The sequence below is a fragment of the Streptomyces sp. NPDC050535 genome (assembly GCF_044457665.1).
In the GTDB taxonomy this organism is placed as follows: Bacteria; Actinomycetota; Actinomycetes; order Streptomycetales; family Streptomycetaceae; genus Streptomyces.
Genome location: NZ_JBITHE010000021.1, coordinates 82,295 through 105,132, shown reverse-complemented (window position 1 = coordinate 105,132; position 22,838 = coordinate 82,295). Strand labels below are relative to the sequence as shown.

The 22,838-nt window shown below is 70.1% G+C and carries 22 protein-coding genes and 2 pseudogenes; 15 read left to right on the top strand and 9 right to left on the bottom strand.

The window, feature by feature from the left end; all coding sequences use genetic code 11:
• Nucleotides 1–978: 978 nt before the first annotated feature.
• The 5 genes from ACIBLC_RS33715 (at nt 979) to ACIBLC_RS33695 (ending at nt 5,518) form a co-directional block, all read left to right on the top strand.
• The gene (locus ACIBLC_RS33715; RefSeq protein ID WP_399215173.1) at nt 979–1,737 is read left to right on the top strand and encodes a response regulator transcription factor; all 759 of its coding nucleotides are present in this window, start codon (nt 979–981) and stop codon (nt 1,735–1,737) included.
• A complete protein-coding gene (locus ACIBLC_RS33710) occupies nt 1,724–3,799 on the top strand; it encodes a sensor histidine kinase (protein WP_399215172.1) in 2,076 nt (691 codons plus the stop codon). Before ACIBLC_RS33715 ends, ACIBLC_RS33710 begins: the two co-directional genes overlap by 14 nt.
• Before the next feature lie 123 nt (nt 3,800–3,922).
• On the top strand, nt 3,923–4,315 hold the full coding sequence (locus tag ACIBLC_RS33705; protein ID WP_398290634.1) for a hypothetical protein: 393 nt from the start codon (nt 3,923–3,925) through the stop codon (nt 4,313–4,315).
• A 101-nt stretch (nt 4,316–4,416) separates the two neighbouring features.
• Nucleotides 4,417–5,040: a class F sortase gene (locus tag ACIBLC_RS33700; protein ID WP_399215171.1), complete on the top strand. Its 624-nt coding sequence runs from the start codon at nt 4,417–4,419 to the stop codon at nt 5,038–5,040.
• A gap of 190 nt (nt 5,041–5,230) precedes the next feature.
• Complete coding sequence (locus ACIBLC_RS33695; protein WP_399215170.1) at nt 5,231–5,518, top strand: hypothetical protein; 288 nt, start codon at nt 5,231–5,233, stop codon at nt 5,516–5,518.
• 66 nt (nt 5,519–5,584) lie between these two features.
• Here the strand turns inward: ACIBLC_RS33695 and ACIBLC_RS33690 are convergent, their stop codons facing one another.
• Both ACIBLC_RS33690 and ACIBLC_RS33685 read right to left on the bottom strand, forming a co-directional pair.
• Complete coding sequence (locus tag ACIBLC_RS33690) at nt 5,585–5,788, bottom strand: hypothetical protein (RefSeq protein ID WP_399215168.1); 204 nt, start codon at nt 5,786–5,788, stop codon at nt 5,585–5,587.
• Nucleotides 5,789–6,212: 424 nt separating this feature from the next.
• A complete protein-coding gene (locus ACIBLC_RS33685; RefSeq protein ID WP_399215167.1) occupies nt 6,213–6,767 on the bottom strand; it encodes a heme-binding protein in 555 nt (184 codons plus the stop codon).
• A 424-nt stretch (nt 6,768–7,191) separates the two neighbouring features.
• Between ACIBLC_RS33685 and ACIBLC_RS33680 the strand changes: the two genes are divergently transcribed.
• Nucleotides 7,192–8,448 (top strand): sensor histidine kinase, encoded by a 1,257-nt coding sequence (locus ACIBLC_RS33680; RefSeq protein ID WP_399215224.1) that lies wholly within the window; start codon nt 7,192–7,194, stop codon nt 8,446–8,448.
• Nucleotides 8,445–9,095: a response regulator gene (locus ACIBLC_RS33675; RefSeq protein WP_399215166.1), complete on the top strand. Its 651-nt coding sequence runs from the start codon at nt 8,445–8,447 to the stop codon at nt 9,093–9,095. The genes ACIBLC_RS33680 and ACIBLC_RS33675 overlap by 4 nt, the downstream gene beginning before the upstream one ends.
• Before the next feature lie 106 nt (nt 9,096–9,201).
• Here the strand turns inward: ACIBLC_RS33675 and ACIBLC_RS33670 are convergent, their stop codons facing one another.
• Nucleotides 9,202–9,783, bottom strand: a complete 582-nt coding sequence (locus tag ACIBLC_RS33670; RefSeq protein ID WP_399215165.1) for a hypothetical protein — start codon at nt 9,781–9,783, stop codon at nt 9,202–9,204.
• A 374-nt stretch (nt 9,784–10,157) separates the two neighbouring features.
• On the opposite strand from ACIBLC_RS33670, the gene ACIBLC_RS33665 reads away from it, so the two are divergent.
• Complete coding sequence (locus tag ACIBLC_RS33665; RefSeq protein ID WP_399215164.1) at nt 10,158–10,520, top strand: ATP-binding protein; 363 nt, start codon at nt 10,158–10,160, stop codon at nt 10,518–10,520.
• Nucleotides 10,521–10,958: 438 nt separating this feature from the next.
• A pseudogene (locus ACIBLC_RS33660) lies at nt 10,959–11,605 on the top strand (IS630 family transposase); the annotation flags it as partial.
• A 145-nt stretch (nt 11,606–11,750) separates the two neighbouring features.
• Here the strand turns inward: ACIBLC_RS33660 and ACIBLC_RS33655 are convergent.
• From ACIBLC_RS33655 to ACIBLC_RS33640, 4 genes are all read right to left on the bottom strand, one after another.
• A complete protein-coding gene (locus tag ACIBLC_RS33655; protein WP_399215163.1) occupies nt 11,751–12,545 on the bottom strand; it encodes a phosphatase PAP2 family protein in 795 nt (264 codons plus the stop codon).
• Complete coding sequence (locus tag ACIBLC_RS33650; RefSeq protein WP_399215162.1) at nt 12,546–13,499, bottom strand: YihY/virulence factor BrkB family protein; 954 nt, start codon at nt 13,497–13,499, stop codon at nt 12,546–12,548.
• Nucleotides 13,499–15,250: a diacylglycerol kinase family protein gene (locus ACIBLC_RS33645; protein WP_399215160.1), complete on the bottom strand. Its 1,752-nt coding sequence runs from the start codon at nt 15,248–15,250 to the stop codon at nt 13,499–13,501. Before ACIBLC_RS33645 ends, ACIBLC_RS33650 begins: the two co-directional genes overlap by 1 nt.
• Nucleotides 15,251–15,812: 562 nt before the next feature.
• On the bottom strand, nt 15,813–16,379 hold the full coding sequence (locus tag ACIBLC_RS33640; protein WP_399215159.1) for a snapalysin family zinc-dependent metalloprotease: 567 nt from the start codon (nt 16,377–16,379) through the stop codon (nt 15,813–15,815).
• A gap of 538 nt (nt 16,380–16,917) precedes the next feature.
• Between ACIBLC_RS33640 and ACIBLC_RS33635 the strand changes: the two genes are divergently transcribed.
• Nucleotides 16,918–18,195: an IS701 family transposase gene (locus ACIBLC_RS33635; RefSeq protein WP_399215158.1), complete on the top strand. Its 1,278-nt coding sequence runs from the start codon at nt 16,918–16,920 to the stop codon at nt 18,193–18,195.
• A gap of 96 nt (nt 18,196–18,291) precedes the next feature.
• Nucleotides 18,292–18,546 (top strand): annotated as a pseudogene (locus ACIBLC_RS33630) (response regulator); the annotation flags it as partial.
• 33 nt (nt 18,547–18,579) lie between these two features.
• On the opposite strand, the gene ACIBLC_RS33625 reads toward ACIBLC_RS33630, so the two are convergent.
• Entirely contained in the window at nt 18,580–19,674 is a 1,095-nt protein-coding gene (locus ACIBLC_RS33625; protein ID WP_399215157.1) for an integrase core domain-containing protein, read from the bottom strand.
• Nucleotides 19,675–20,161: 487 nt separating this feature from the next.
• On the opposite strand from ACIBLC_RS33625, the gene ACIBLC_RS33620 reads away from it, so the two are divergent.
• From ACIBLC_RS33620 to ACIBLC_RS33605, 4 genes are all read left to right on the top strand, one after another.
• Nucleotides 20,162–20,713, top strand: a complete 552-nt coding sequence (locus ACIBLC_RS33620) for a hypothetical protein (RefSeq protein WP_399215156.1) — start codon at nt 20,162–20,164, stop codon at nt 20,711–20,713.
• Nucleotides 20,714–20,763: 50 nt separating this feature from the next.
• A complete protein-coding gene (locus ACIBLC_RS33615; RefSeq protein WP_399215155.1) occupies nt 20,764–21,270 on the top strand; it encodes a hypothetical protein in 507 nt (168 codons plus the stop codon).
• A 62-nt stretch (nt 21,271–21,332) separates the two neighbouring features.
• The gene (locus ACIBLC_RS33610; protein ID WP_399215154.1) at nt 21,333–21,488 is read left to right on the top strand and encodes a DUF6131 family protein; all 156 of its coding nucleotides are present in this window, start codon (nt 21,333–21,335) and stop codon (nt 21,486–21,488) included.
• A 132-nt stretch (nt 21,489–21,620) separates the two neighbouring features.
• Nucleotides 21,621–21,788, top strand: coding sequence for a hypothetical protein (locus tag ACIBLC_RS33605; protein ID WP_399215152.1), 168 nt, complete (start codon nt 21,621–21,623; stop codon nt 21,786–21,788).
• A 277-nt stretch (nt 21,789–22,065) separates the two neighbouring features.
• Here the strand turns inward: ACIBLC_RS33605 and ACIBLC_RS33600 are convergent, their stop codons facing one another.
• Nucleotides 22,066–22,782 (bottom strand): GAF domain-containing protein, encoded by a 717-nt coding sequence (locus ACIBLC_RS33600; protein WP_399215151.1) that lies wholly within the window; start codon nt 22,780–22,782, stop codon nt 22,066–22,068.
• Nucleotides 22,783–22,838 lie beyond the last annotated feature (56 nt).

Genomic DNA, 22,838 nt, shown 5'->3' with positions numbered 1-22,838 from the left:
CTGGGCCGTAAGCCGGGAGATCTGAAGTCTGTTGCCGAGCCGACTCTGCCGATTCAGCTGTCTGGCCCGTGAACGCAGTCCAGCACTCGACGCGCGGCATCGCTCCACGGCAGCCGGGACGCCATCTGATTCTGCAACTTCTTGGCGCGCGCGAACGCCCCGCGCAAGTCGCGACGCTGCTCCGGTAACTCGGCCACTTTGGGCCCACCCCTGGTTTGTCCTGGAACAACCCGGTGTTGTCCGCGCGACAACATCCAACCCGTCCCGGATGCGCAGGCGCAGCGAGATGGTCGAACTGCGCTCCAGTCCTGGGGCGGTTCCTGCACCTCCCGGAGGTTCTTCATGTCCGATCACGAGACGCCCCGACTCACGGTGATCCGTGCCGCCGTTGCCGGGTTCTTCTCCGGTATCACCCGTGCGGTCACCGCCTGGGTGATCGCCCACGTGTGGACCGCTGAGGCTGGCGGTCGGGGTCAGCATGGGAGAGGACGCCGGTGACGTGCGCCGGGCCGGAGGGTCAGGCGCCGAACAGGGGCAACTGGTCGGGCGTGAGGTCCTCGCGGACTGCTGGTACCTGGTACGTATTCCTCCCTTGCGGTATTCCCCTGGGCGGGTGGTGTCGGATCGCAGGATTCGTCAGTGCGAAGGGTGGCCCTGGCAGTAGCCTCCTGTGGCGCTGTGTGAGGCATGGGGGGCTCGTGGCCGGGAGTCGGTGGCCGGGACTAGCTGCGTCTGCTGTGATCACGGCGCTGGTTAGTGCGGTGACGTCGTTGGCGGAGAACGCGCCACCAGTCAGGACCGGTGGCCGGGTCCGCTCGACCAGGTTCGGGTGGGGCGACGCCCTCTTCGCCGAGCTGCTCCTCGACCTCACGGGACGCTCGACGGCAGCCCTGCACCCTAGCCTGTCCACCACCGAACCGCCGTCACGGTAAGGACACTTCCGACCTCCCGGCGCCGGCGGTCGCTACGATCTGCGGCGTGTGCGCAAATATTGTGGTCGCCGAAGACGACGCGAAGCAGGCCGAACTGGTGCGCCGCTACCTGGAGCACGAGGGTCACGCCGTCACGGTCGTCGAGGACGGCCGGACGGCTCTCGAGACGGTCCGGCACCAGGAACCCGACCTGGTCGTCCTCGACGTGATGATGCCCGGGGCCGACGGTCTCGACGTCGTACGGATCCTGCGCGCCGAACGCCGGGAGGTGCCGGTGCTGATGCTGACGGCCCGCAGCACCGAGGACGATCTGCTGCTCGGCCTCGACCTCGGCGCCGACGACTACATGACCAAGCCGTTCAGTCCGCGTGAACTCACCGCCCGGGTAAGGACTTTGCTTCGCCGCAACCGGCGCGGCCCCGACCCGGCTCCGGCGACCGTACCCGCCTCGGAGCCCGAAGCGGCCCCGGACGACGAGGTGTTGACGGTCGGCGTGCTCAGGGTCGATCCCTCGCGGCACGAGGTGTCGGTCGCCGGGACGCCCGTCGAGTGCACGCCCGGTGAGTTCCGTCTCCTCGCGGCGATGGCGGCCGAGCCCGGCCGGGTCTTCACCAGGGCACGGCTCCTGGACGAGCTGCACGGCTTCGACAAGTACATCAGCGGCCGGACCGTCGACGTGCACGTCATGAACCTGCGCAAGAAGATCGAGCGCGCCCCACGACGGCCGGCCCGCCTCATCACCGTCTTCGGCGTCGGCTACAAACTCACGGACCCCGCGAAGAACGTGCGCCATGCGTCGTCCTGACAGGGGAGGTGCGGCGGGGGCCGCCCGGCTGCCGCTGCGCAAGAGCCTGGCGGGGCGGCTGTTGACCGTGACGGCGCTGGTGGCCTCGTGCTCGGTCGCCGCGACCGCCTGGCTGGCCGTGCAGACGACCTCCGTCGCGATCCGCCAGGAGCAGGGGCAGAACCTCAAGTCCGACGCGAAGATCTACAACACCCTCCTCGGCTACGCGGCCACCCACCCCGACTGGGACGGCGTCGACACCACCGTGCGAGATCTGGCCCTGGAGTCCGGGCGCCGGATCGTGCTCACCACGCCGGGCCGACGCCCGTTCGTGGACTCGGCCGACTCGCGCTCAGCGGGCGGCGGTTCGTCCGACGATCTGCTCGCTCAGCAGGCTTCGGCGGTCGTGGATCCACGCTCCGTCGACACCGTGCTGGTGCCCGACGCGGCCAAGGCCGGCGCCGACCGCGTCGATCCACGGGCCGTGGGGCCCTTCCGGCTGCCCGCGAAGGAACACGACGCACTGCGGAAGGCCGCCGCCGGGAGGGTGGAGTGCCTCAGCCAGATAGGTATCGCCGCCGACGTCGTCGAGAGCCCGGGCGGACGGCCCCGCGTCCAGTTCGTGAGCGACGAGACCGAGGGGGGGACCGGCAGCGTCACCGACCGTGACATGGAGGCCAAGTGCTTTGCGCCCTACCCGGTCGGTCCCACCGCGACCGAGCGGAAGGCCCTGAGCGCCCTCAACCAACTGGCTGACGCCTGTCTGAAACGACAGGGTCGCACCGCCGTGAAACTGAACCTGGACCTGTCCTGGGACCGGAGTTACGCATACGGGCGGGACGACGCGGTCTCCGGCGCCGAGGACGGCCTCAGCGATCGGGAGGCGAAGGCCATGGCCGCCAAGAAGGCGGAGGACGCCGCGACGGCCGAACGCAAAGCGGCTTCCGGCGGCGCACTCGACTACGCCCCCGCCGAGATCCGCGACAGCGCGTACGACCGGGCCGTGGCCAACTGTGTCGAAAGCGCCCGCCGGGAACAGCTCACGGGCTATGTCGCCGAGCCCGCACTCCTGTTCATCGACGGCCCCGGTGCCGCCGGCGTGCCTGGCTTCGACCTCTCCCGCGCCAACACCGCACGCATCGCCGGTGTCACCGCTCTGGTCCTCGCCCTCACCGTCGGCGCCTCGGTGCTCGCCGGAGCCAGGCTCGTACGCCCGTTGCACGCGCTCACCGGCGCCGCCCAGCGCATGCGGGAGGGCCTGGACGCGACGCCGGTGCCCGTGCCCGTCGTCTCCGACAATGAGATCGGACGGCTGACGGCGGCCTTCAACGACATGGCCGCGCACCGGGCCCGCCTGGAGGAGCAGCGCAAGGTGATGGTCAGCGATGTCGCCCATGAGCTGCGAACGCCGCTGAGCAACATCCGGGGCTGGCTGGAGGCGGCCCACGACGGACTGGCCGTGCCGGACCCCGCGTTCGTCTCCTCGCTCCTGGAGGAGGCGGTGCAGCTCCAGCACCTCATCAACGACCTCCAGGACCTGGGCGCGGCCGACGCGGGCGCCCTGCGGCTGCACCGGAAGCCGGTACGGATCGACGAGCTGCTCGGCCAGGTCGCCGCCGCGCACCAGGGGTTGGCCGAGACGGCGGGCGTCACCCTTACGGTCCTGACACCGCCGCCGGGCACCCCTCACCCACCGCTCCTCGACGCCGACCCCGTACGGCTGCGGCAGACCGTCAGCAACCTGCTCTCCAACGCGGTGCGCCACACCCCGGCCGGCGGCATGGTGACCCTGCGCCGGTACGTCACCGACCCGGGGGACGAGCTCGCCGTGGAGGTGTCCGACACCGGCAGTGGCATTCCGGCGGGCGACCTTCCGTACGTGTTCGACCGTTTCTGGCGGGCGGAGAAGTCCCGCAATCGCAGCACCGGCGGCAGCGGCCTCGGCCTGGCGATCGTCCTCAAGCTCGCCGAGGCCCACGGCGGCACGGTGGACGTGGCGAGCACGGAGGGGGAGGGGGCCACCTTCACCCTGCGGCTGCCGACAGCCGAGTCACGGAAGCCGGAGGGCCCCGGTCGACCCTGATGGGATGACGACAGCGCTCTGACAGTTTCCTCACAAGTGGCCGTCAGGGTGAAGCCATGCCCGGAACCTGGTGCGGATCGCCAACCAGGAACGACCAAGCCGGGCTGGAACTGGAGCCCTCACATGTCCCGCCGTCTCACCCTGCGCCCGCTGCGTATCGCTGTCCTGACCGGCGTCGCGGCCGGCGCGCTGCTCGTCCCGGCCACCGCGGCCTTCGCCACCGATCCGACTCCGACGCCGGGCGCGACCGACTCGACCTCGGCCGACAAGGAGGCCCTGGCGAAGAAGAAGGCCGAGGATGCCAGGACGCTCAAGGAGGCCGAGGCCCGGAAGGCCGCCGAAGCCCAGAAGGCCGGAGGCAAGGACTACCCGCGTGGCGGTGTCGCCGCGGGCGAGGCCCCCGCCCAGGACGACAACACCGGCACGCTCATCGGTTCGGCCACCGGCGCGCTGCTGCTCGCGGGCGCCGGCACCTACGTACTGCGCCGCCGCACCACCGCCCGCCGCGAAGGCTGACCCGGCAGCACGACCTCTCGTACGAAACGGTGGCGCCGCCCTTCACCAGGCGGCGCCCTGTGCGTTCCGGCGAACCCTCGCACCCTGCTCTGGAGCCCGAGTTGCCCCCTGCACACCGTCCGGCCCTGTCCCGGGCCCGCCTCGCGACCCTCACCCTGTTGACCCTCGTCACCCTGCTCACAGGCTGTTCGTCCGGCCCCGACCCGACGGTCCGGGTCGCCCCAACCGCCTCCGCCGCCGCGTCGGGCGCTCCGAAGTCCGAGCGGCCTGCGGCCGACGCTCCGGCGGCACCTGCCGAGGTGGCCGTTCCCTCCGTGGGGATCACCAGTTCGCTGATGGAGTTGGGCCTCAACACGGACCGGACGGTCCAGGTCCCGCCGGCCGAGGAGGGGATGACCGCGGGCTGGTACACGGGCGGTGCGGTGCCCGGTGAGACCGGCGCGGCCGTCATCATCGGCCACAACGACACCCGCTTCGGCGAGGCCGTCTTCCACGACCTGAAGAAGATCAAGGAGGGTGCGGACATCACCGTCACCGACAAGACGGGAAAAGCCCTCCACTTCACCGTCACGGCCACGGAGAGCGTCGCCAAGAACGCCTTCCCGACGGAGAAGGTCTACGGGCCGACCCAGGAACGTGCTCTACGGCTCATCACGTGCGACGGCGACTTCGACGCGCAGGGGCACCCTGTCGACAACCTCATCGTGTACGCGACAGCGAGCTGAGGGCCGTAGGCGGGTCCGTTTCGCCCTGTCGTCACGAGTAACGTCCGCGGCTCGATCGTCAGCGGCCGGTTCCAGGAGCGCGCCGCCGAACGGTCGGTACGCGTCAGCCACGGCGAGGCGATCCGCCGCGACTGCCTGGAGGCCGTCACCGCTCTCGCCTGCGCCGCCAGCGACCACGCCGGGCGATGTGATGCGTGGCGACGCCGTCCTTAAGGAGGCCGGCACCGAGCGGATCGAGGCCCTGCGCGGTGAGAGCCACATGACCCGGTCTGCCGCCGCCCGCCCGATGGTGGCGCTGCGGGTGCTCATCAAGGATCAGGCGGTGCGCGCCGCGGCTGAGGAGATGATCACGCTGACGTACGCGATGCGCGATGCGTACGCCACCACCGAGGCGCTGACCTCCGCCCGCGAGGCCGCGAAGGTCGCCCACGACCAGTTCGTCGACACCGCCGCCGGCTACCTCGCCCGGACCGCCTGACCCCGCCACATCCGTGTGCCGCCAGGACGACCGCCTCGGAATGTCATCGCTCTCCGGAAGCCGCGGTCACCACAGCCATCCCCTCACACCCACGCCCCAGATCGGAGCCTCGATGGAGCAGCAGTCGAAGGCTCTCGCCCGGATCAGCAGTGTCGAGACGTCGGCCGAACGGACCACCGGCACCACCGGCGGCGAGGACCTGGCCGTGCTCGCCCCGACCACGACGACATCGTCCAGGCCCTCACGCACCCAAGAGGCCGTTCTGCTCATTCAAGATCGAAGTATCCGTCCTCGACGGCTCCGAGCGCAGCACGCTCACCGTTGACGACCACGGCCGCCCCTTCACCGTGACACCCATGCTTCCGGTCGAGAGATACGAGTCCCTGTACATCGGCGGTGTCGCCACCGGCGGCAAATACTGCCCTTCATCCGGCTGGTACCGCGCAGATCCCGAGCGATACCGCACGGAGGGCGATCGGAAAGGGAACTGCGCCGAGCCGCCGCCCTCGGGTGAGGGACCGCTCGCGGGTGCAGATCCCTCAGGTGCTCGCCCCTGACCGGCCGGCACCGCGACGGGGGAAGCCCGTACCCGCGGCCCCCGTCCGGTTCGGTGTCCGAGCAAGGGCGCACCGAACCGTCACGAGGGCCGCGGGACAGCATCGTCGTGACCGGGGGCCGTAGGACCGGGGTCGAATCAGCGGCTGAGCACCGCGACGCCCGCGCCGGCGAACTTCTCGTCCAGGTCCCCTGAAGGCGCACCGGCAACCCCGACTCCGGCGACCGGCGCGCCGTTCACGGCAACGGGGGCGCCGCCCGCGAGGAACAGGGTGCCGGGGATGTCCTTCAGATTCGGCGTCTGCGCGAGGCGCTTGGAGAGCTCGGAGGTGGGCGCGTTCCAGGAGACGGCCGTGTACGCCTTGCGTTCGGCGGACTCGTACGACTGCGGGCCCGCGCCGTCGCCGCGGAGGATGACGATGGCGTTGCCGTTGCGGTCGACGACCGCGACGGTTACCTTCTGCCCCTCCTTCTCGGCGGCGTCCAGCGCGGCCTGGGCGGCCTTGGTGGCGGCGTCGATCGTGAGGTGGGACGACGAGGTGACGCCGCCGCTCTTCACGCTCGCCACGGGGGTGGCCGCGGCGGAGGCGGGCGACGAGGCGTTCGCGGACACGGTTCCGAAGGTACCGGCGGCGACGGCGCCGATCACGGCACCGCCGGTGGCGATGCGGGCGCGGCGGGACAGCTTCTTCATGGTCGACTCCGTGGTGTGGTGGGGCGGCCTCTTCTTCCGCTCTCCAGCCTGGGTCCGCACGCGGTCCGGTCCCGTCGACGTTCCGGCTCGCGCCGGCTCGCCGATCGGATGCCGGTCGGGTCATCCGATCGGTTGACCCTGAGGGGCGCTGCGACTGCCGACAATAGAAGTATTTGGCCAGGCAGGAGCCCTGGAGCCTGGAGCCCTGAGGCCCTGAGGTCCTGGAGCGCCGGAGGAGGTGGAGGAAGTGGAGAGGATGGACGACGCGGACGCCGGTACGGACCGCCCGTACTACACGGGTACGGGTCAGGGCCCGTCAGCAGACCCGGTGTGCGGCATCAGGGCCGGGACCACCGCCCCGGTCCGCGGCATCGAGGCCGGGATCACCGCCCCGGTGTGCGGTGGCGCGGAGATCACCGACCCGATGTACGGCGGCGGCGCCGAGACCGATCCCGCGTACGGCGCGGACAACCGATGGCTCGGCGCCGTGATGCACGTGGCGTTCTTCCTCCTGCTCGGCGGCGCGCTCGCCCGCTTCCTGCTGCGGCACCCCGGGGAGGCCCGCACTCCGTGGATCATCGCCCTCTCCGTCGTACTGGCTCTGCTGTACGCGATTCCGTGCCCGCCCGCCGACACAAGGACGCGCTGGGTGCCGTTCCTGCGGGATGCCGGCCCTGCCGGTGCGGGCCGGCCGGCCGTGCTGGGTCTTGGCCGGCTGGCCGCGGTCGTCGCGGTCTGGATGGTTCTCGTCATGCTCGCGCCCAGCTTCTCCTGGTGCGCGGTGCCCCTCTTCTACACCGGGCTGCGCCTGCTCCCGGCCCGCGCCGCACTGGTGCTGGTCTCGGTGCTGACCCTGTTCGTCGTGGCGGCGCAGCTCCGTCTCGCGGGCGGCTTCGACCCGAATTTTCTGCTGGCCCCGCCGGCCGTCGCCGCGATCGCCACCGCCGTGTTCCTCCAGATGGAACGGCAGACCGCACGCCAACGGACCCTCATCGGCGATCTCGTCCGCGCCCGCCGCGACCTGGCCGCTTCCGAGCGCCGCGCGGGGACGCTCGCCGAGCGGCAGCGCCTGTCGATGGAGATCCACGACACGCTCGCGCAAGGTCTGTCGAGTCAGCAGATGCTGCTCCAGGCCGCCGACCTGGTCTGGGACTCGGACCCGGCGAAGGCGCGCACGCATGTGCGGGCGGCGCGGTCCGTCACCGAGCACAACCTCACTGAGGCACGCCGTTTCGTCCACGACCTGGCCCCGGCGGACCTCGCCCGAGGAGACGGGCTCGACGAGGCGCTGCGCGCCCTGGCCGCCCGTGAGTCCGGCGACCGGCTCGCTGTCCGCGTCCACGTGGACGACGACGGGGGCCGGGTGCCCCGGTTGCCGGAGAGGGTCCGCTCGGCGCTGCTGCGCATCGCCCAGGGCGCCCTGGCCAACGTACGGGAGCATTCCGGGGCGCGTACGGCCACGGTCACCCTCACGGTCCTGGAGGACCAGGTCGTCCTCGATGTCGCCGACGACGGCCGGGGTTTCGTCCCCACCGAGCCGGCCGCGTCCGGTGTCCGCGGCCACGGGATGCCCGCGATGCGGGTCCGGGCCGGTCAGCTCGGTGGAACCCTGACCATTGAATCCGCGCCCGGTGAGGGCGCCGTCCTGTCTGTCGCGATCCCCTTGGAGCCGCTCCGATGACCGACACGCGCGACGTGTCCCGTCCCGTTCGCATCCTGCTGTGCGACGACCATGCCGTCGTACGGGCCGGGCTGCTAGCCCTCCTCGACAGTTCCCCGGACATCGAGGTCGTGGGCGAGGCGGGCACGGGGGAGGAGGCGCTCGCCCTCGTCGCGAAGGCCGCGCCGGACGTGGTGCTGATGGACCTCCAGCTCGGCGACGGTATCGACGGTGTGGAGACCACCCGTCGCCTCACCTCCGCCGCCGGGGACGGCCCGCATGTCCTCGTCCTCACCACGTACGACACCGACGCCGACATCACGCGCGCCATCGAGGCGGGCGCGACGGGCTATCTCCTGAAGGCCGAGCGGCCGGAGGAACTGTTCGCCGCGATCCACGCCGCCGCCCGGGGCCGTACGACGCTCTCGGCGCCGGTCGCCAGCCGGGTGATGGCCAACCTGCGCAGCCCACGCCGCACGCTGACCGACCGCGAGCGCGACATCCTCACCCAGCTCGCACAGGGCCTCGGCAACCGGGAGATCGCGAAGGCCCTGTTCATCAGCGAGGCGACGGTGAAGACCCACCTCGGCCGCATCTACGACAAGCTCGGCGTCGACACGCGGGCAGGTGCCGTGGCTGTGGCGAAGGAACAGCGTCTGCTGACGTGACGCTCCTCTCCACCTCGGCCGCCCTGGCGAGCACTGCATCGACGGCGCCTCCACCGCCGGGGTGGGGGGCACGATGCGGACCGTGGCTGCCCGTCGGGCTAAGTTCTTAGCGGGCGGTTTCGGTCGTGCTGGGGACGATGGCCCGGTGTGTGAGGTGGGAGAGGTCGGTGACGCGGGGGTCGCGGCGCCAGGGCGCCATGGCGCGTACGACGCCGACGAGGTAGTCGGTGGAGCGTACGTGGCTGAGGATGGTGACGGCGCGCTGGCCGTGGGCGAGGGCCTGGTCGAGGTCGCGGTTTTGGAGGTGCGAGGTGGCCAGTACGGTCATGTGCAGGCCGACGGAGCGGGTGTAGGCGCTTTGGACCATGGGTGCGGCCCTGTTGTTCCAGCGCAGGGCGGCGGCGGGCAGGCCCAGGTCCCGGTGGATCTCCACGGCGTCGGCTGCCATCCGTGCGGGCGTGTAGTAGCTGATCCATGCGGGTTCGTCGCCGGGTTCGGCGTCGGCCTGTTCCAGGAGCCGCTCGGAGGAGACGAGCGCGGCGGCGGCGCATCGGGCGTCGCCGAGACGGGCGTGCGCGCGGGCCTCGACGAGCTTGGCGAAGGCCAGGACGCGGGGGGCTGCCCGGCGGTGGGTGCGGTCGTAGGCACCCTGCGCCATGTCCACCGCCTCGTCGGGATAGCCGCGCAAGGTGGCTTGGGAGGGCCATGTTGGTGAGGACGTGACAGCCCACGGTGAGGCTGCCGCCGGCGCGGGCCATCCGCAGGGCCTGAATGAAATGCCGCTGTGCGAGAGCGTGATGGCCCTTGTCCAGGGCGCTCCAGCCTGCGACGCGCGCCAGTTCGGCGGTGTCCGCGCTGGCTGGCGCGTTGACGCTGTCGGGACCGGACCTGCTGCTGTCGCGGGGGACCGCGGCCGAGGCGGCGTAGGGACTGGGCGCCGCAGTCGGGCCGGGGCGTCCGGTCGGTGAGTGGGAGCCGCACGATCTGGAGGTTCATCCCGCTGGCCCCGGTGGGGCCGCTTCGGGATCGGGCACCCCGACGGCGCGGGCGCTGCCCGGGTATGTGCGCCGCGAGCATGACCGGTTGTTGGCTGATGCGGTCGGGGAAGCGAAGGCCGGCCGCAGCCGGATCGTGGTCCTGGTGGGCACCTCGTCGACGGGCAAGACGCGGGCCTGCTGGGAGGCCGTGCAGCCTCTCGCCGAGCAGGGGTGGCTGCTGTGGCATCCCTTCGACCTGGCCCGACCCGGCCTGGCCTGGCCCGGCCTGGCCTGGCCTGGCCTGGCCTGGCCTGGCCTGGCCTGGCCTGGCCTGGCCTGGCCTGGCCTGGCCTGGCCCGGCCCGGCCCGGCCCGGCCCGGCCCGGGCCAGGCCGAAGCCGCGCTGGAGGATCTGCACCGCGTCGGGCCGCGAACCGTGGTGTGGTTGAACGAGGCCCAGTGCTACCTCGGCGACAGCCAGCTGGGTGAGCGGATCGCGGCGGCCGTCCACCACCTGCTGGTCAGCCCGGAACGCGGCCTGTTCTGGTGCTGGGCACACTCTGGCCCGAGTACGCCCACCAGTTCACGGCCCTGCCCACACCGTACGGAGCGGATCCCCACAGCCGGGTGCGGGAGCTGCTCGCCGACCGCACCCTGACCGTTCCCGAAGCCTTCGACGCCGCTGCCCTGGCCGCGGCCACTGCCCTGGCCGAGAACGGTGACAGGCTGCTGGCCGACGCCCTCACGCGTGCCCGTTCGGACGGACGCGTGGCCAAGGACCTGGCCGGCGCCCCCCGCTCCTCAGCCGATACCGGCACGCCAGCCCAGCGGCCAGGGCACTGCTGGAAGCGGCGATGGACGCGCGTCGCCTCGGTGCAAGCCTCCACCTGTCGACGGACCCGCTGTTCGTGGAGAAGATCTACGACGTCGTCGGTCTGTACTTCAACCCGCCCGAGGGCGCGGTGGTGCTCTCGGTGGACGAGAAGTCGCAGCTTCAGGCCCTGGACCGGTCCCAGCCGGTGCTGCCGATAATGCCGGGCATGCCCGAGCGGCGCACCCACGACTACGTCCGCAACGGCCTGACCATGCTGTTTGCCGCGTTCGATGTCGCGACCGGGGAGGTCATCACGGCCCTGCACCGCCGGCACCGGGCCGTGGAATTCAAGAAGTTCCTGATCCGGTCGAGAAGGAGGTGCCGGCGCACCTGCAGATCCACCTGATCGTGGACAACTACGGCACCCACAAGACCCCTGCGGTCAGGGCCTGGCTGGCCAAACGCCCGCGCTTTGAGCTGCACTTCACCCCGACCGGTTCTTCCTGGATCGACCAGGCCGAGCGGCGGTTCGGCTACCTCGCCCACCAGATGATCCGCCGCGGAGCACACAAGAACATCCAAGCCCTTGAAGCCGACATCCGGGCATGGGCCAAAGACTGGAACGAACACCCCAAGCCGTTCAACTGGACCAAGACAGCCGAAGAGATCCTCGACTCCCTCACCCGCCTCTGCCGACGGATCTCTGGCGCAGGACACTAGCGGCGGCCACTGACAATCACTCCAGCGCCCTCCCGACAGTCCCTGCCCACTCCCGGGCGGGGCCCGCGAGCAGCGGGAACGGCGGCACCGGCCCGAATCGGACAGAGTCCTGCGGACCTCGACAGGGGTTCCCGCCGGGCTCTGTTCAGTGCTTCTTGTGCAGTACGGGGTCGGGTTCGGGGTGAGCGCCGGTGAGTTCGGGCTCCAGGCCGTCCGTGAGCTCGGTGGTGCGGCGGCCGATGTCGGTGCGCCACGCCTTGAAGGCCCAGGCGGTGAGGGAGACGACGGTGAGACCGAGGAGCCAGCCGCCCACCACGTCGCTGAACCAGTGCACACCCAGCGCGACACGGGTGAAGCCGACCCCGAGTACCGACAGCACCGCGACGCACCAGCAGGCCACTCGCCAGGCGCGCGGCACCATGGGCAGCAGGACCAGCAGCAGGATCGCGAACGACGTCGTGGCGGTCATGGCGTGGCCGGAGGGGAACGAGAAGCCCGGGGCATGCGCGACCGGGTCCTCCAGGGAAGGCCTGGCCCGCTCGACGACGACCTTGACGAGCAGCCCGATCAGTCCGCCGGCCACCGCCGTCACGGCGGACCAGGCGGCGAGCCGCCACGCCCTGCGGTGAAGCAGCCACAGGGTGAGAAGCGCGACCACGACGCGCAGCGTCAGTGGATCCCACACCCAGTCCGACAGGAGACGCAGGGTGTCGGTCCAGGCGGGGTGGTCCAACGCGGTCTCGTTGAGGCGCCGCGCCGCGCCCGCGTCGAGTCGGCGCAGCGGCTGCCAATGCCCTTCGACGAGAACCAGCACCAGGCCGAAGAACACCGCGGGGATCGCGGCCAGGACAGCCGCGCCGAGCAGCCGGGCACCGAACCGGCGGTCGGCCTCCCGGCGGCGACGCTCGCGGAAACGGCGCATGGTGAACCGCAGAACCATTCAGACTCCCGGGTCGGCGTGGATCGGACCGGGGCGCATGGCGCGCGCGGCTTCCAACTGCGCGGAGAAGGACAGTCCGAGGAACAGGGCGATGGAGGTCAGGTAGGCCCACAGCAGCAGCGACATGAAGGCGCTGAGGGGACCGTAGACGGTGTCGAAGGAGCCGCTGATGCCCAGGTAGAGGCTCAGCAGCCAGGTCAGGGTCGTCCACAGCACCAGGTACACCATGGCGCCGAAGAGCAGCCAGGTGTAGCCGGGCTGCTTCCGGCGCGGCGAGCGGCGGAAGATGGCACTGGCCGAGATGAGCACGAGGATCAGGCCGAGCGGCCAGCGAAGAATGTTCCACACGGTGAGCGTGCTGTCCTCCAGGTGGTACACCGTCACCGCCGCGGAGGCCAGGTCCGCGCCGGCCACCACCACGATGAACCCCACGCCGAGCGGCAGGCCGGCGCTGAGGGACATCACCAGGCCACGCAGGTACTTGAGGTGGAAGGGGCGGTCGCGTTCGTTGCCGTAGATACGGTTGGCGCCACGCTCGACCTGGCACATCGCCGTCGTGGTGTTGACCAGCGAGAAGAGCAGACCGAACCAGAGAGCTATCTGGTCCCCGTCACCCACCGTCCGCTTGCTCCGGTCCAGCGCGTCGTCGACCACCTCGACGCTTGGGCCCTGGGCGATCCGGTGGATGGTCAGCTCGGCGAGTCTCCCGATGTTCTCGGTGTGCAGGGCGGTGGAGAGTCCGACAAAGGCGATCACCAGCGGGATCACCGAGAGCACCGTCTGCAGGGCCAGCGCTCGGGAGTGCGTGAACCCGTCGGCGTAGCGGAAACGGATGAAGGCGTCGCGCAGCAGCGGCCAGCGGCCGTAGCGGCGCAGCGACGTGAGGGCCTCGTCGGCGGAGAGTTCCTCGCCGGTCATGTCCCTGGTCTCGGGGACCTTGGTTGCGGTACCCATCACTTCTGCCGGGGCGGCAGCAGCATCGTCAGCGCGCCCGGACGGACCTCGGCGGTCAGGCGTCGGCCGGGAGCCACCGGGTCCCCGTCGAGTTCGCGTGACTGCTCGGACTCGAAGGTGAGTTCGGCGTGTCGGAAGGTGAAGTACTCCACCGGTACGCCGGAGTCGGCGTCGTGGATGGTGAGGGTCTCCACAGATGTGGGCCGGGTCGTCCTCGCGCCGCCGCGCAGCAGGGTTCCGAGGGCACGGATCCAGCCGCCGGGTCCGTGCGGGTCGAGGACCAGCAGGTCGAGCTGTCCGTCGTCGCACCGGGCGGCGGGCACGAGGGTGAGACCGCCCTGTACGGTCCCGACGTTGGCGAGGAGGACCATGCGGGCGGTACGGCGCAGGGCGGGGGCGCCGTCGAGCTGGATCGTCAGACGCATCCGGGGTGAGCGCAGGGTGGTGATGCCGGCCAGTATGTAGGCGGGCCAGCCCAGGAAGGACTTGGTCCGGTCGTCGGTGTTCTCCATGATCGCGGCGTCGAGTCCCGCCCCGGACATGGCGGCGAAGTGGGTTGCCTCCACGCCGTCGCCCTCGATGCGGCCCAGGTCGATGTGGTGCACCGACCCGCCCAGCGCGGCGTCGAGCGCGGCGGTGGGTGAGAGCGGCAGGTGGAGGTTGCGGGCGAGCAGATTGCCGGTGCCGCTGGGCACCAGCGCGAGCGGTACGTCACTGGCGGCCATGGCGTCGGCCGCCGCGCGCAGGGTGCCGTCCCCACCACAGACCACCACCAGGCTCGCGCCGTCGCGGACCGCGCGGGCGGCCTGGCCGCCTCCGGGGTCTCCGGCCGTGGTCTCCACGAACTCCACCGCGCTGTGGCCGTGTTGCCGCAGTACGTCCCGCAGCTCGGCGCAGGTGTTCTCGTCGGTCACGGTGGGGTTGACGACCACGACGGTGCGGCCCGGCGCCAGCACGCGTGGTGCACTGGCGCCGGGGCCGGCGGCCGGCGCGGGGCGCGCCGACGGGGCGGCGGCCACCGTCCCTTCCGTGAAGAGGGCACGGCCGACGATCAGCAGCGACAGGCTTCCGTTGACAAGGCCGCCCACGAGATCGGTGGGGTGGTGCATACCCCGGTAGAGGCGGGCGATGGCCACCATCAGCGGTAGGAGCAGCAGGAGTGCGCACACGAGTTTGCGCAGGCGACCACGGACGTGGGACAGGGCGAGCGCGGCGAGTCCCGCATACAGCGCGGTGGCCGCCCCGGTGTGCCCCGAGGTGTAGCTGGAGGTGGGCGGGGACGCGTCGAGGCGGTCCACCTCAGGCCGTTGACGGTCCACCGACTCGGTGATGACGAGGAAGACCAGCGCCTGGAGCGATACGGCGACAGCCAGGAAAGCGGCCTGGCGCCACATCGGCAGACGGGGTATCAGCACCAGTCCCAGACACGCCGCGAGCGTGACGACGATCACTGTGAGGGTGTTGCCGGCCTCCGACGCGAACCACGAGAGGCTGGTGAGGGCGCCAGTGCGGTGCCGCTCCATGGCCTCGTTGAGGTCGTCCTCGACGGTCATCGGCCATACGTCGCGGGCGGGACCTGTGATCAGCAGGCCGATGCCCACCATGAACGCGGCCTGGCAGAGCGTCAGAGCGCCGATGCGCGCGGCGGTCCGGCCGGTGCCACGAGGCAGGGTGAAGGCGCGAGCCGGCTTGACGGCCCCAGGTGATTCACCAGACAGGACGCTGGGTTCCTCTGGCACGGCGGTCGGCATCAGGACTCCCATATGTCAGTGCCTCGCGGCGTTCTTCTCCGCCGGGGGTGTGTCCTCCGGACCAACGCCGTATGCCCTGGAAACGGCACCGCAGACCTGCGATTCCGTCGCAGGCCCTCCACACCACCGCGCAAACTTGCCCATGCGCCGCACGCCCTCCACGCGGCACGGACCCGTGTCCGCGCGGGGCTCAAGGGGGATGTGGCTGCCACCTGTTGAACGCGCAGGAGGGTGTTCTGGTGTGGGTGAGTGGGTGTCGCGGTCGTGGTGTGTGAGAGGCGGAAGCGGTACTCAGGCGCCAGGTGACCGGCCTCCAGTAGCAGCTGGAGGCGTCGGCAGCGGTTGCCTACGGTCTTCGCAGCCGCGCCGCCTAGGAACGGGTCCGCTGGGCTGTGTGGGCCTAGGCACGTTCGAGCGCGGGCCACCGGCGCCCGGGCGGTGCGATCCAAGGCCGGTGACGCGACCGTCCCAACGAGATCGAGGTTCGGTCGGAGGCCAGATGTCCGGCGGCTCGAAGGCGGACGCGCTGCCTCGAACCGCCATCGGGCGTCCGCGGCGCGTGTCAGTCCACGATCACCCCGGTGAGTACCGCCGGGGCCTGACCTACGAGGGCTGCGCCGAAGTTCCTCTCGACCTCTGCCTTCTCCGCCGAGTTTGGGTACGGGTTGGTGCACGCGGTGCCCGCGCTGGAACCGGACATCAGACTTGAGCACGGACCTGGCTTACGATCCGGCAGTCCGAGGATGTGCCCGAGTTCGTGTGCGGAGATGCGGACCGTGTTGTAGCCCTGGTCGACGGCTTGGCGCCCGATGTAGACGGTGCCGCTGCCCAGAGTGGTGGGCAGAGCCCGTGGCCAGCCGTTGTCCGCGAGGACCCGTATGGTCGCTCGTTGCCCGGAGGCGACGGGGCGCAGCTCGACGGCGTCGACGCTCTCGTTCCAGACCGCGGCGCCCCGGTCGACGGCACTCCGGAACTCCGCGGATCCGCTGGCGTCGTAGATCAGAACACGGGCGGCTGCGGCTGCGGGGGCGCTTGTCGCGTGGGATGCCGCCGCGGCCTGTCCGCCGGACATGGCCAACGACATCAGGCAGGCAGCGGCCAGGCCGCCGGACAGCTTACGGACGTACATGATCGACCTCCTTGTGGGGGAAGGGAGTTCGTACTCATGACAGTCGTGCTCATGACATTCAGGGAATCCACTTCCCAGTTGAGGCGCGGACGAATCCGTTAATGCGCGGCACCCCGGGCCCGCTGTCCGGGAAATTGGCTTGTCGGCACCTTTGTGCCCGTGCAGGCGGGCCCACCGCCCTTCGGTGCACAGCGTCGGATCACCGAACGCCGGGAGGCCCTGGTATCGCAGCCCTGCGTGCCGATGTCCGCTCTTCAGGCGCGAATCACGCCTACCTGCGCAGGCGTGGCATCAGCGGCATCAGGTGTTCGATTCCTGAGCCGGTCGATCAGGTCCGCAAACCGCAAACCGCAAACCGCAAACCGCAAACCGCAAACCGCAAACCGCAACCGCTGGCGCCGTGGACGTCCGATGCCGAATTACATCAGCTGAAACAGGCGCGGTCCCACCCTCGTCCTTGAATCTCACATTGATGTCAAGAGCTAGTAGGACTCCGTTACATCTTCCTCGCGGTCCTGTTTGAGGGCATGTTGGGGGTATGGACGCACATGAAGTGAACCGTGCCCGGGCGAAGTTGGCGTTGTTCGTGGCTGATGTGTTCGCGTCGGTGCCACGCAAGGACCAGCGGGCGAAGAGCGACTGCTATTTGCGGGGACTGATGCTCGAGGGTCGGCGCAAGTCCATCCAGGCCATGGCGGAGCGGCTGCCGGACGGCAATGAGCAGAACCTGCAGCAGTTCGTGAACCAGTCGACGTGGGATCCGGTGTTGGTGCGGCGGCGAATCGCGGAGCGGATGGTGCCGCAGATCGGCCCGGACGCCTGGGCGGTCGATGACGTGTCGTTTCCCAAGGACGGGAAGATGTCGGTGGCGGTCGCCCCGCAGTACTGCGGGGCGCTGGGCAAGCAGGCCAACTGCCAGGTCGCGGTGAGTGTGCACGCGGTCTCCGACACCGCGTCCTGCCCGCTGCAGTGGCGGTTGTTCGTGCCCCAGGAGTGGGCGCGCGATCCCGAACGCCGGGAGAAGACCGGGATTCCGGAAGAGGTCGGGCACCGGGAGAAGTGGCGTCTGGCTCTGGACCGCATCGACGAGTTGGCCGGGTGGGGACTGGTGCCGCCTGTGGTGGTGGCCGACGCCGGCTACGGGCAGAACGCCGACTTCCGGGACGGCCTGAGTGAGCGGGGCATCGGATATGTCGTGGCGGTCCGCTCCGACGTGACCGTCCACCCGCACGACGCGCAGCCCACCGCCCCGGTATGGTCTGGAACCGGCCGCAGGCCACAGCCCCGCTACCGCGACAAGCCGTCCTCGGTGGCCGCACTGGCGGCCGGCCACGGACGACAGGCGTTCGCCGAGGTCACCTGGCGTGAAGGCTCCCGCGGGCCGATGCGCTCGCACTTTCTGGCACTGCGGGTGCGGCCAGCCGGCGTCAGGGCCCGCCGTCTGGCCCAGGCCGCCGCCATCGCCGAACAGGGCCACTGGGACGGCGTCCTGCCCGAGGTGACGCTGCTGGTCGAGTGGCCCAAGGACGCCCAACAACCCACCGACTACTGGCTGTCCAGCCTGCCCGCCGACACCTCGCCGCCCGAGCTGGTCCGCCTGGCGAAGATTCGCTGGCGCATCGAGCACGACTACCGGGAACTCAAGCACGGCCTCGGCCTGGACCACTTCGAGGGCCGTTCCTGGGCGGGGTGGCATCACCACGTCACCCTGGTCACCGCCGCCCACGCCTTCCTCACCGAACAGCGCCTGGCCCCAAAAGCCGACACACCGGCCTCACCCTCTACCAGATCCTCGACGCCATCCAGGACCTGCTGAACTGCTGGACCGGCACCTGCACCACCTGCCACCGTCCTCTGCCCAGAACAGCCATCACCAGCCCAAACCCAAGAGCCAGAGCAACCTAACGGAGTCCTACTAGAGAACCACGACGGCACGATGGCTGTCTTGCTCGACATCATGATGCCCGACATGGACGGGTACGCGACCACGACGGCGATCCGCAACATGCCCCAGTTCACCGGGCTGCCGATCATCGCGCTCACCGCGAAGGCAATGCCGGGCGACCGGGAGAAGGCCATCGAGTTGGGCTTTTCCAACTATTTGACAAAGCCGGTCAACCCCGACGACTTGATGTCCGCGTTGCACGCGTGCATGACCGCGTCATAGCAGTGTCCCTGCCGAGAATCTCGTCCGTGCAGGTCAGGCCGCATGCTGATACTCGTGGAGGGTGCCGCCGAGGCGGTCGCGTCGTCGTATGTCGAGGTGGGCGATAGCGTCCGGGTCGGTGATCGGCGGAGGCAGGGGGTGCAGCGGGCGGGCGTCTGCGATGCCTTGGTGGGGCCGGTGGGAGTTGTAGTGCTGTTCGAACTCGCGCAGGGCGTGGAGCAGGTGTCGCTGGTTCCAGACCAGGGTGCGGTCCAGCAGTTCGCGTCGGCAGGTCTGCACCCACCGTTCCATGAGCGCGTTCATCCGCGGCATCCGGATCCCGCTGAGTACGACCTCGATCCCCGCATCCTCAAGGACGGTGTCGAACAGGGAGGGATACTTCCCGTCGCGGTCGCGGATCATGAACCGGGCCCGGCAGCCGGCATCCTCGAGATCCATGACGAGGTTCCTGGCGGCCTGCGCCACCCAGGAGGCGGTCGGGTGCCCCGTCGCGCCCAGGACGCGGATGCGCCGGCCGGCATGCCCGATCACCGCGAACACGTACAGCCGTACCCCGGACAGGGTGACCGCTTCGAAGAAGTCACACGCCAGCAGGGCATCAGCCTGGGAGCGCAGAAAGTCCGTCCAGGTGCTGGAACCCCGCTCGGGTACCGGGTCGATCCCCGCCTCCTTCAGGATCTCCCACACCGTGGAGGCGGCCACCTGCACGCCCAGAACCAGCAGCTCGCCGTGGATGCGCCGGTAGCCCCAGCCGGGATTCTCCCGCGCCAGACGCAGCACGAGAACGCGGATCGAGCGCACCGTACGCGGCCGACCCGCACGCTTGGGCCGGGAACGGGCCTGGCGGCGCGCGACCAGGTCACGGTGCCAGCGCAGCACAGTGTCCGGGCGCACCAGCAGCCGTGCCCGGCGCAGCGCGCCGCGCGGGAGCCGGTGCAGCAGCGCGGCAAGGAACACTCGGTCACTCGGGGCGAACCGCACCCGATCCCGGCCGAGTTGGCGTTCCAGCACCGTGATCTGATGACGCAGCGCGAGGATCTCCGCGTCCTTGTCCTTGTTGCTCACCGGCAGCAGCCGCAGCAGGGCGAACACGTTCGCCACACCCAGATAGGCAAGTCGAAGCAGCACGACAGATCATCCTGCCGGGGCACTCACCAGGTGCCCAGAGCACCCGCCCAAGCGCCCGCGCTCGACACCACCCATACACCAGCCCCCACCAGGACGGATGAGTTTTTCGGCAGGCGCAAGCCCCCGCCCGAGTCCACGCAGTAGGCTGCGCCAGACGCTGCCCGCCGCGGCCCGCCAGCGCCTCGGGCTGGTGACCACGGAGGTGGACCTGCGGTGGCGGAGCCTCGCCGACGTCTGGGGCGAGGCGCATGTCCTGTGCATGCGGCCGGAGAGCCGGCTCGTTGGTCGGGGCCGTGAGCGGTGAGCCCCCGACGTGTTGCGAGAGGCGGCCTTCAATCCATCACTCGCCTCGTAGCACATTTTGGGGCAATGTGTGAAATCCTGGAATGTAGCACGCCATGGGACGGCATCTGTGGATGGTTGTCCTCGTTCCTCCCCGATGCGACTGTTGGCTGTCGGCGTGCGCTGTCGATGAGTGGAGGATGCGATGTCGACAATCGTCATCATCGTGGCTGCCGTGGTCGTCCTGGCCGTGGTCGCGCTGCTCCTGCGGACCATGATCCGACGTCGGCACCTGCGGGACCGTTTCGGGCCCGAATACGAGCGCACGGTAGAGGCGAAGCGCAGCCGTGGAGCGGCTGATCGCGACCTGAGCGCGAGGGAGGAGCGGCATGAGGAGCTGGAGATCAGGCCACTGCCCTCAACGGTCCGGGACCGGTACGCCCGGGACTGGACCAGCGTGCAGGAGCACTTCGTCGACAGTCCCGACCAGGCTGTGGGCGAGGCGGACCGGCTCGTGACGACGCTCATGAGCGAGCGCGGCTACCCGACCGAGAGTTACGAGCAGCAGAAGCGGGACCTCTCGGTCGAACACTCCCGGACGCTGGAGCACTACCGCGTCGCCCATGAGATCAACGGGCGCGCTGACGGCAGGGACACCTCGACGGAAGAACTGCGGAGCGCGATGGTCCACTACCGGGCTCTGTTCGAGGAACTGCTGCACGACGGCACCCCTTCCTCGGGTACCGGACGCCGATGAGCGCACGGCAGCCGGGAGCTGGCTGCCACCACCCATGGAGGTGAAGGGACATGCAGCGAGAAGGACCATTCGGGAACGACGAGCATGCCGATCCGGTCGCAGAGAGTCTGTCCACCGAGGACATCGCCCACCCCCCGCCCGATGCGCCACAGCGATCCCCGGACGATGACCTGACGGCAGCCCCCCATGCCGGCCGGGCAGCACCCAGGAGCAGAATCACGGACGAGGGCGGAGGTGAGCCGGACGCCGTAGTCGGCGAACGCGACACGTCCACGGTGGAGCCCGAGGCTGCCCCGCTTCTCGGTCCCCGGGAGAGTGAGGGTCTCCGTGCCAGGTGGCAGGAGATTCAGCAGGGATTCGTCGATGACCCACGCAAGTCGGTCCTTGCCGCAGACGGTCTCGTCGCCGAGGTCATGCAACTGCTCGCCACGACATTCGCCGACCACAAACAGGGACTCGAAGGCCAGTGGCACCGCGGCGAGGAGGTCGCCACCGAGGACCTGCGCCTGGCGCTGCGCCAGTACCGGTCCTTCTTCGACCGCCTGCTCAGTGCCTGACCACCGTGCCCCACCCTGGGATCAGGGGGGCCTTGCATCACTCCGCAAGATCGGAGGACAGCATGATCGTCCTCGGAGTCATCCTGCTGGTCATCGGCTACGTGGCCGGCTTCGCCATCCTGTGGACCATCGGGATCATCCTGGTCGCCATCGGCATCATCCTGTGGATCCTGGGATCCGTCGGACACAAAGTCGGCGGACGGCGGCACTACTGGTAGCCGACCCTGCCCAGCTGGGAACCAACCCGTTCTCGCACGGCCCCGACACCGAAGACCCTTACAGCACGCGGCCGTCACATCCCATCCCGCCGCGCCTCCAGCACGCGCACCCGCGAACCGAGGCATCACGCCATGACCCTCTTCTACCTCCTGCTGATCGCCGCGATCGTGCTGGCCATCGTCGGCGCGACCGCCGAAAGCATGCTGTACCTGCTCTCCGCCGGCGTACTGCTCCTCATCGCCGACGTGCTCTACCTCGCCGTGAGATCGGCACTGCACCTCCAGCGTCCGGCCCACTGACCCCACCGGGGCCGCCCGGCCTGCATCCGCCGCCGCTGTCTTGCGGGTGATCTCGCCGATGAGGCGCTGGCCGTCGGTATCGGCCACCAGGACCAGCACGACGGCTTCCGGCCTGGCTGTGTCACCTACTTCGGCCCCGTCCCAAAGCCGATGAGTGCCTTCCCTGCTCCCTGTCCTCAAGTCCGCCGGAGGGCGGTGCTCGTGTGCTCACGGCAACGGAGTCAGTGGGTTCTCCCTGCTGGGGCGTCCGCGTCCGGTCGCCGCTCCGCCGACAGCGTCAGGCCACCAGTCCGGGGAGCGACTCGGAGTCGTCGATGAAGGCGCGGGCCACGTCGGACAGCCGGCGGCTGTGGGCGCGGGCGTAGCCGCGCAGAGCGGTGAACGCCTGTTCCATGTCGATGCCCTGGCGCTCGGCGAGTTTCCCCTTGGCCTGCTCGATCAGTACCCGGCTGTTCAGCGCGGTCTGCAGCTGTTCGTTGAGGACGGTGCTGCGGGCGCTGGAGCGTTGTTGGAGCAGGCTGATGGTGGCGACGTCGGCGAGAGCTTGGGCGATGGGTGCGTCGACCGGGTCGAAGGGGCCGGGTTCGGTGTGGAAGAGGTTGAGGGCGCCGACGGTCTCCTCCCGCAGGCGCATCGGCAGGGCTTGGACCGCTCCGAATCCGCTGCGGTGGGCGGCGTTGGCGAAGCGCGGCCAGCGGTCGATCTCCTGGGTCAGGTCGGGGACGATCACCTGTGCGCCGGTGCGGAAGGCTTCCAGGCAGGGTCCTTCGTCGCTCTGGAGCTGGAAGAGTTCGAGCAGGCGTACCTGCTCGTCGGAGGCGGCCATGACCCGGAGTTCGCCGTCGCGGTCGGCGAGCAGTACCCCGGCGGCGCTCGCGCCGAGCATGCTTACGCAGCGGTCGGTGAGCAGGCGCAGGAAATCAATGAGGTCGAAGTCGGCGACCAGGTTGTCGGCCAGCTCGACGAAGGTCTTGGCCAGAAGCTGCTGATTCATCGCGGGCACCCTCGATTGAGACTAGTCCCGCCGGCAGGGCGCGGGAAGTACAGCAC